Below are 8,794 nucleotides of genomic sequence, written 5' to 3'. Positions count from 1 at the left end.
GGGTGGGCAAGCCGCCGGGGGAGGGGACGGGTGAGTCGCCGGACATGGCGGTATGGACTAGCACTGAAGGGCGCGCTGCGCCCCTGACGAATTGAGTGGGCGCCTGCTTGGCGGGCGTTCTTGGGGGAGGATTCTCCCTGCAGGCCAATACGCACCGGCGGGCGAACCGCGGGAGTGGCGCACGGCGGAGGGATGCACTCAACGCGCGCCGGGCCGTACCATCGTCGCATGACGACACGGCGCACGCTCACCGACCTGATGGCCGAGGTGTCCGGCCGCGCCCGCGACTGGGCATCGCCGCAGGACCTCGGCGTCGATCCCATGACGGTCGTGGCCGCTTGGCTGGCGAGCGACGATCCGGTAGCGATGCTGTTCCTGCTCGCCGCGGTGCATCCCCGACGCGAAGTGGAGATGTGCATCAAGCTGGCGACCGAGATGTCGTTCTTCGAGCCCATGCGGGACGAGGCCCACACGATGAGTCGCCGCCTCCCCGGCATGAACGTCAATGGTCGGTCACCGTTCTACTTCATTCACCTCTACCAGCGGCTGCGCGCCGCCTCGCAGTGGATGGAGGACACCCAGCGGTCGCAACTCGAGCCCGAGCTCGCCGCGGCGATCCGCGTCGTCGTCCCCGATCCGTTCACGCTCGCCGGGCCCGCCGTATAGAGCGCGGTCGGTCCAGGCTGATGAGGTTCCTCTCCGTAGCGGGGACGGCGGGCTGATATCGTGCCCGAATGGAGAACGATTCAGGAGCAACGCGAAGCGGGAGCAACCTGAGGCCTGAAGCCATGCCATTTACCTGGGCACGGCTCACCGATGACCAGCGCAAAGTAGCAAGAAGCATCCACGCTTGGCTTGTCGACTATCTTTCGGAGTCTCCCGAGCCTGGGCCGTCTGGAAATGAATCTCTTCTGGGCTGGAGCCTCGATCAGGGCCGCCATTCAAACGTCCTGCTTATCGACGGAGGACGCGGTAGCGGAAAAACGAGCGTCATGCTCTCGATGCTCGACCTATGGAAAAAACTATTCGAGGAGAGCCCAGATCTCGCATCGTCTGACTGGAATGACCTTCAGCCTGAATTGAAGAAGATAAATGGGTGCCTGATTCCAGTAGCGGTATTGGACCTCCAGCCCATTCCTCCTTCTACGTCCTTGAGAACCTGGATCGCTGGGCGCCTCGTGACGCTTGCCCAAAGCGCTGAAGCTCACCAGAACGTCACAAAAGAAAGTATTGCAAAGAAGGCTCTTTGGACTCCCGCCAGTGAGCACGAGGCGCCATGGAGGCGAGCCTGGCGCAAGCTCCTCAACGACGCGGCAGCAGGATGGCATGACTCAGGAATGGATCGCGGGAAGATTGATCCCGAGTCTCTTGCCGTGGAACTTGAGGAGGCTGAGCTTGCGCGCAGCTCCATAGTCACGCATTGGCGGGCTTTCGTTGACGAAGTGGTCAATGCCGTGAGCGAAGCGCGTCCCCACACCAGACCGAATGCTCGCATCGTCATCCCCATCGATGACGCGGACATGAATCCCCGGCGCTGCGTGGAGCTGTTGGAACTATTACGGACCTTGTGGCACCCCAGGGTCGTCTTCCTGCTGACCGGTCACTCCGACCTCTTCCTGAAGACCTTGACGCTCCACTTCCTGGGTGTCTTCCGTGCTCAACTGGGAGGAAGTTCCACTACGGATTTGGAACGGTCCATTCTTGAGGACCGAGAGCCGACCGCTAACGATCTGGCCCTCCAGACCTACGACAAGGTTCTGCCTGCGCGCCAGCGGTTCGCGTTGAACACGTTGCTGCCAGCGGAGCGTCTTCGATTCCTCTCGGATGTGTTTGACGCACGATTGTCCACCAAAGCCTGGCCATCCAGCTTCTCAACTCTTCGCGACTATTTCGAGCACAATCCTTACGTTCACCTTGCGCTGCCAGATCGCCTTCGTGGTCTCCAGAGCCTGCGCCAACGCTGGAATCCGCACCGAGCCGAGCAGGAGGGGATTGCTACGCTTGCGCATGAAATGTGGCACGAGGCCTTGGTGACGGAGCGCTACCGGCTCCTCACGGAGCACGCGCTATGGTTGGAATCGCTCGTGGGCCTGGAGGATGGACACCTTCAGATCCGAAATACGGATTGGCGGATCCAGCGTCGCCCGAGCAAGGCTGTACAACTCCAGATCAAGGAATCGAAGCATTCTCTCGAATTCATGGAGGCCGCAGGCTTTGAATGCGTTCTTCCCTTTCTCGGGCAGTCCAACAAGCTGCCACCCCGGCTCAATGCCGCGCTGCTCATGATCGTGGACATCTGGCTCAAGGATTGGGGCGAAAGTTTTGGTCAATCATCGATCATGCCTCGTGGACATGAGCATGCATTGATCGCAAGCAGGCCGGCCGTTTTTGAGGAAAACCGAATCATCGCCGACACCTTTCTGCAACCGGGGCAGCCTGCTTCATCTGCCACGTTCACGACCTGGCTTCTTCCCGATTTCAGGACCGTGCTCGACTTCGCCATCTTCGACAAGCACTGGAACGCGGCATTGAAGCGCAGGAGCGAGTCCAGGGAGCAACGGGTTGACTCCATGGCTTACGCGTTCCTGTGGTCCGTCTTGAGCACAGCGGAGATTAAGCAAGCCAAAGCCCCACCGCCGTCCGAAAACATCCAGGACTGGAGCGCTATCGCAGCGGATCTTGTGGATGCGACCTCGCATCTACATCAATCCCCCAGACGCACTGATCGCGAGGAGCGCCTTTACCAGTGGTTGCTGGGGCGGGCAATTTTGCTTACAGTTCCAGAGTCGGGAATGTTTCCCAAGTCCGCGAATGCATTGCTTGAGGCGTGGCTTACTCGGATCGAGCACGAACCGGCACCTTTGAAGCAAGACGCCATCCAGGCCGCTCGCGACGAGCGACAAGCCCAACTCTCGCGCATCGACCGTCAATATAAGTCCTCCCATGAGGTCAGGTTTGAGATCGATGCGGCCTTTCCTTCTCATGGCTGGGCGCGACTCCTGGAAATGCGGGACGCGACCAAGGACATGTCTATCCAAAAGCTTCTTGGCAACGAGCTTTCCAGTCTGTCTGTCGATGGTCGCAGGCGTACGAATTCAAACATAAGAAATGTTAGGGACTACGCGGACGCTCTGGATCTCAGAATCCCCGTCACTCCCAGCTTCGTCGCTCAAAGTCGCGAGGCCCTGGAGCGGATTCGCGAAATGGGGTCTCGGACCCACAGCGCAATCCTATGGCTCTGGAATAGGTTGGTGGATGAGTTTGAGCCTGAGAATAGAAGTTTGAGGAAATGGATCACGCCAACGGACGCTGGTGGAAAGCTAGATGTCAGGCTTTCTTCTGAGCTCAGGGAACGCCTGCATTCATTCGGCATCCTGCAAACGCGAGTCGAGAAGAATGTCGCTCTTGAGCCCTCCGGGATGAGCCTTTACCTCTATCAGGTGACGACCCCCAAGCCGGCGGATGCTTTGCGGCAGTTCCTGAGCCTGGCTCACGACGTTGTCTTTGACAGTCAGGATACTCATGCCCGCCCTCTTGATTCGAGTCCCCCAAACGCGGAGGCGTTCATCCCCATTCCGCATGCGGACACAGAGGTGCTCTACGGTGGGAAACTTGTCCGAATGGGGTGGCCGGCGCCACGGTGGCGGACTTTTGTGGATTGGAAGATTGAAACACAAAGCCTGACCGATAGCTTCGATGTCCTCAAGACACTTCTGGAGCATGACTCCTCTTTCAGATTTTCCAAGCTTCTGCATGCGAGCTGTCTGGATATAGTTTTGCAGGTTAGTCAGAACGCGATTCAAAGCATGAAGACCCAGATTCAGGCTGATGCGCTGAGCCAGGGTGTGTCTCACTGGTTTTATGTTGGTTTGTCACTTCGTTCAAAGCAGCCTTCGGCCGATGTGGCACTCCAGGGTGAATCCGCCCTGCTTTTCGCGCGCTGGACTCGATGGGCCGCTCCACTCTTCGCGACCCCAGAACTCGGTCTTGCTCCTGAGTACGCGCGAGCAATGCTCGCCGGCCTCCTGGGAGTCGACCGGAATCAGTTTGAAGGAAATCCTGGTCTAGCGTTGCCAAGCCACGGTGGCGATCTCTCCTCTGGTTTTCGGAAGATGCGCCGTGAGTGGGCCAGATATTGTCTCAATACCTCAGGCGAGCAGCTCAAAAACACGAACCCACGTCTATTCCTCCAGGCTGTGGACCTGAAGCATCAGAACCACCCTTGGCATGAGGCGTTCGGGAAGGATTCCGCAGATCCATCATGAATCCCGGAGTTCATTCCAGTTACCTCGCTGCGGAGGCCCTGGCATGGCCCATTGCGTCCTTGAGTTCCTTCCGGCTGGGGCTGCTCCGGATTGAACGCCTGGACTCTGGTGCGCTCCATCCTGTGTCCTCAAAGCTCGCTGATGACTTGAGTCTCCACCTCAAGCCCCTGGCGCGAGGTGGGTCACTGGAAGTTCTGGCCCAGATCAGGGAGGCCCTTTGGTTCGAAGATGTCGAATGGGCTTCACCGCACTCCAGCAAGTGCAGCGTGTCTCTTCAGTCCTTCCTTTTGCGTCAGGCTCAGGAGAGGCTGGAATTCAGCGGCTCTCGCGTGTGCCTACGCGTTCCCCCTGGACTCTCCTTGGCGGAAGCTGTGCACCAATGGCGGTGGTTCACCCTGTCTCTGCCCGGAGACCTGCTCATCGCAGCCCATGCCGCGGCAATCGGCCAAGTGCCTCCAGCGGACAGTGTGAGCCTGGGGGCACCTGAGTTGGATGCATTCTTCGCGGAAACAGACATCGCCCAAACCCATCTCCACCTCGGCGCGGCCATCCCGTTCGAGCGACTCTGGACCCACATCATGTCCGGGATCACCAACCAGGAACTCCTCCCCAACGACCTCAAGGGAACCGCGGGATTCGCCGACACGCGAGAGTTTCTCTGCTGGCTCGTCACTGCGGCTCTCGCTCGACTCTCGCTCGGCTCATTCCTCTTTCACCTGGAACAGGGCCGAGCACGTGATTCGGGTTCGTTCCTCCCCGCGCTGGCGGAGCGCACCCGGCGTCCTCAAGTCCTCTTGCGCGCGATGAGTGCGCTGTCTCAGGGGAAGCACCCTGTGCACTTTGCGGAGACGCGGCGGGTCCTCCGTACATTGCAGGGGCGGGACTCGGAGCGTTCCCATGCTGAGCCATTGGAGGCAATGACACGACGTGACCCGCTGTGCGAATGGCTAGGGTCTTCTCCCTCGCTCCCCGAGACGCGTTTCATCAACTGTTCCCTCCGATACCTTCAAGCATCCCCAGCGGACGCGGGGTTCGCATCCCTGTTCTGGCAATACTTGCGGATCCGGAACCTGACCTACCGGCATCTGGTCCTCGCGCCTGGAACCGGAGGCCTCGACTGGTTCTCCACGCACTTCCGTAACATCTCGCCATTGCGAAAGGGGATGGATGAGCGCACTCGTGTCTGCTCCGCCTTGGAAATGGATTCGCGAGGCGCGCGACTCGCCTCCCTGGAAGTCCGCACCTCGCCCAGCGCACATTGGGGCGACATCCGGCACCTGGCGCGTCAGGTCGAAACAACGACCTTCCAGTCCGAGAAGCCAGTAGCCCGAGCGCTCGTGCTGCACTTCATCAAGGAGACGCACACGTCTCGCCCGGACAAGCTGCCGAACGCGGACCCTCGCCAGCGTGCGCATGGGTGCCGCTTCGGGTCCTATTTCCACGCACGAGAGCAGGAAATCATCGCTATCGAGACCGCGTTGCGGCGGCATCCCCGGCTGCTCCAGGTTCTCCGGGGAATGGATGTCTGCCATATCGAGCTCGCGGTGCCGACCTGGGTGTTTGTTCCACTTCTCCGGCGGGTTCGCGAGGCATCCGCGCGGATTGCGGAGGAGAGTGGTGGAAGTCTCCACGCATTGAGGCTGACGCTCCACGCAGGCGAGGAGTTCCGCCACCTCAGCGAAGGGTTGCGCCATATTCATGAGCCCGTCGAGTTCCGCCTCCTGCAGAAGGGCGACAGACTGGGTCACGCCCTTGCGTTGGGTACGGAGCCGCAGGTCTGGCGTCGCGACAACGCTGTCGTTCCACAGCCCAAGGAAGAGCATTTGGATGACCTGCTCTGGGAACTGGACCGTGTTGCGCAGGGCGACTGGCTCATGCCCAAGGGACGGCCCCGCCACATTGAAGAGCAAGCCATGCGGCTTGGTATGGAAATCTACGGTGGAGCGGCCACTCTGGATGACCTGCGCCAAGCACGTAAGCTCAGGTGTGACGCGCAATTCCTGTCAGCCATTGGATACCCTTTCATGCGAAGTCATGAACTGGCCAGGCAATGGGGTCCCCCAGGGGAGCTGGCGGTTCGTCATCTCTCCGACTTCGCGGTCTACGCTCGGGGTCGGCAACCAGAGTTGTTCACGGCGCATCGTACGGACGTCGCGATGCTGACTCAGGCGCAGCGATTCCTTCGGCAGACTCTGGCCGCGATGGAAATCACGATCGAAGCCAACCCGACAAGCAACATGCTGATCGGTGAAGTGTCGCTCGAGCACCATCCCATTTTCAGCTTCCAGCCCCTTCCTGGGAAAGAACGCGGGAACGTCTCGCGCATCGGAGTGACGCTGGGGAGCGATGATCCGGTAACTCTCGCGACCTCGCTGCCGGATGAGTTCGCCTACTTGTACTTCGAGTTGCGCAGGGCGGGTGCTTCTCGCCAGGCGGCGCAGAACTGGCTGCGTCAACTTGCTGAATGTGGCATGCGCGCCCGTTTCACGCTTTGAAGTCGGGCTTTCATCTTACCTTCGTCGGCGCTCATCGATGGCTCGCGCGATGCTGTTCTCGGGACTGGGCGTGATCTGCTCTGGGAGTCAGGTGCCATCCTGCCGCATTTCGCGTATGGGAGGCCTCCATGAGCACAGGTCGTGTCATGGGATTGGCGGCGCGTGTCGCCCTGCTGGCGGTGTGGGGCTGTGTCCTTGGCGTGTCGTGTGTGAAGCGACCCGTGGACTACGCACGGGAACAGGCGCGAACCCTCGCGCCAGCGAAGTTGGAGTCCTCGTCGCAGCCCTCGACGGGGCCGGTCCGGAAGCTTCGGGTCCGGGTCTACGCGGACTCGGACTACCGGGAGCAGGTGGTGCGCTGGCGAAGCAGCGTCGTGTCCCAGTTGCAGCGCGCGAGCGCGGTGATGCAGGGGCCGCTGGGCGTTGTCTTCGAGCTTGAGTCGACGCGCGAATGGGCGCATCGAGGTGTCGAGGGTTGAGCTGGAGGGTTCACTGACCGCGCTGGAGTTGACGGATCCGGGCGAGGACGTGGACCTGGTGGTCGGCTTCGTCTCCGCGCTCAAGCTCTTCTCCTCCGCGCAGCATGAGTTGGGCATGGCCCGGCTGTTCGGGCGCCACTGCGTGCTGCGCGAGATGGGAAACCCGGAGGAGGTCCGCGCCATCATGGAGACGTTGATCCACCTGCCCCAGGACGAGCGGCAGACGCTCTACCAGGAGCGGAAGATGCACAAGGAGACGTCCGTCTTCCTCCACGAGTGGGCGCACACGCTGGGGGCATTCCACGTGCGCAGCTCGCACTGGATGATGTTCCCGAGCTACGCACCGAATCAGGCGGCCTTCGCACCGCAGTCCCTGGCGTTTCTCAAGACCAGCCTCCGCCATGCCTCGGCGGGCCGTCGCGATGACGCTGCCGCTCAGTCCTGGGCGACCGAGCTGGGTGCACTGCTGGCCTCGACGTCCTCGCCGGACTGGGAGGGACCGGAGAAGGAGGCTGTCGTCGAATGGCTCGCGAAGGTCCGCGAGGGCAAGGCGCCGCTGGTCGTTCACCAGCCCCAGGCGCCCCTGCCTCCGGAGGACCGGCGCCGGCTCGACGCAATCCTCGCGCTCGAGAAGGAGGGACGCGTGGAGGTCGCCGCCCAGCAGATGGAGCCCCTTGCGCGACGCTATCCGGAGGACTTCCTCGTCCAAAGGCTGGCCTGCTACCTGGACACGCGTGTCGCCCCCAAGCTGCCGGCGACCCGGGAGAAGTGCGAGGCCGTCGCCGAGAAGTTCCCCTCCGAGCCCGCCCCCTTGTTGGCACTCGCGACCCTGGCCCTCCAACAGGGACAGCACCTGGAGGCGCAAGGCCAGCTCGTGCGGGCGCGGCAACGGATGGAGGCGAACCCTGGAACATCGCCGGAAGTCTGGGGAGACCTCGCGGCCTTCTTCAAGGAGACCTCCTCGGTGACGTGGGTGGAGCAGGCCACCCAGAAGGCGGGCAATGACTCTCGGACCGAGCCTCTGAGGACCTGGGCCCGGCAGGCTCGACGTTGGAAGGCGCTGCCAGTGGATGTCTCCTTGAGCGGTGTCGCGGTGGAGCGGGAGGGAGAGTTCATCCGCGCGGCGAAGGAGGTCGAGGATTCCCTCGATAAGGGGCAGGCGACGAAGGCGCAGGCACGACTCGCCTGGCTGAGGCGGGAGTTTCCGCGCGCGGCGGTGCTGCACGTGTTGGACTGCGAAGGCCACATGCGCGCTGGCAGGTCGGGGCCCGCGAAAGCGGCGTGTCGGCAGGCCGTGGCCGCGCACGAGGAGGCGGTGCAGGCGCACTTCATCCTGGGCTGGCTGGCCTTGGCGTCGGGTCCCCGCGAGGAGGCGCGTACCCACCTGGAGCGTGTCGTGGCGCTGGAGCCCTTGCACAAGCAAGCGTGGCAACTCCTGGCGGAGCAGTACCGCGCCGCAGGGATGGCGGAGGCGCTGAAGACGCTCCAGGGGCGCTATCGTGGGCAGTTCGCCCAGGAACTGCGCTGAGGCGCGGCGCGCCCGGGCGTGGGTCAG

5 protein-coding genes are annotated in these 8,794 nt (G+C 62.0%); all 5 read left to right on the top strand.

Annotated elements, in window-relative coordinates:
- The first annotated feature begins 228 nt into the window (after window positions 1-228).
- The 5 genes from D7W82_RS07220 to D7W82_RS07205 all read left to right on the top strand — a co-directional run bounded on the left by D7W82_RS07220 (window position 229) and on the right by D7W82_RS07205 (window position 8,767).
- Entirely contained in the window at window positions 229-666 is a 438-nt protein-coding gene (locus D7W82_RS07220) for a hypothetical protein (RefSeq protein WP_120617619.1), read from the top strand.
- 122 nt (window positions 667-788) lie between these two features.
- Complete coding sequence (locus tag D7W82_RS40000) at window positions 789-4,265, top strand: hypothetical protein (RefSeq protein WP_147439255.1); 3,477 nt, start codon at window positions 789-791, stop codon at window positions 4,263-4,265.
- A gap of 488 nt (window positions 4,266-4,753) precedes the next feature.
- A complete protein-coding gene (locus D7W82_RS07215; protein WP_147439254.1) occupies window positions 4,754-6,760 on the top strand; it encodes a hypothetical protein in 2,007 nt (668 codons plus the stop codon).
- Window positions 6,761-6,888: 128 nt separating this feature from the next.
- A complete protein-coding gene (locus D7W82_RS07210) occupies window positions 6,889-7,239 on the top strand; it encodes a hypothetical protein (protein WP_147439253.1) in 351 nt (116 codons plus the stop codon).
- Entirely contained in the window at window positions 7,226-8,767 is a 1,542-nt protein-coding gene (locus tag D7W82_RS07205; protein WP_120617616.1) for a bacterial transcriptional activator domain-containing protein, read from the top strand. Before D7W82_RS07210 ends, D7W82_RS07205 begins: the two co-directional genes overlap by 14 nt.
- Window positions 8,768-8,794 lie beyond the last annotated feature (27 nt).

It is taken from the genome of Corallococcus sp. CA049B (genome assembly GCF_003611685.1).
GTDB classification, from domain to species: Bacteria; Myxococcota; Myxococcia; order Myxococcales; family Myxococcaceae; genus Corallococcus; species Corallococcus coralloides.
The sequence above is the reverse complement of the archived record's forward strand: the minus strand, read 5'-3'. Positions and strand labels throughout refer to the sequence as shown.

Coding starts and splice junctions, on each gene's coding strand:
- D7W82_RS07220 (WP_120617619.1), top strand. CDS start 229: ATGACGACACGGCGCACGCTCACCGACCTGATGGCCGAGGTGTCCGGC.
- D7W82_RS40000 (WP_147439255.1), top strand. CDS start 789: ATGCCATTTACCTGGGCACGGCTCACCGATGACCAGCGCAAAGTAGCA.
- D7W82_RS07210 (WP_147439253.1), top strand. CDS start 6,889: ATGAGCACAGGTCGTGTCATGGGATTGGCGGCGCGTGTCGCCCTGCTG.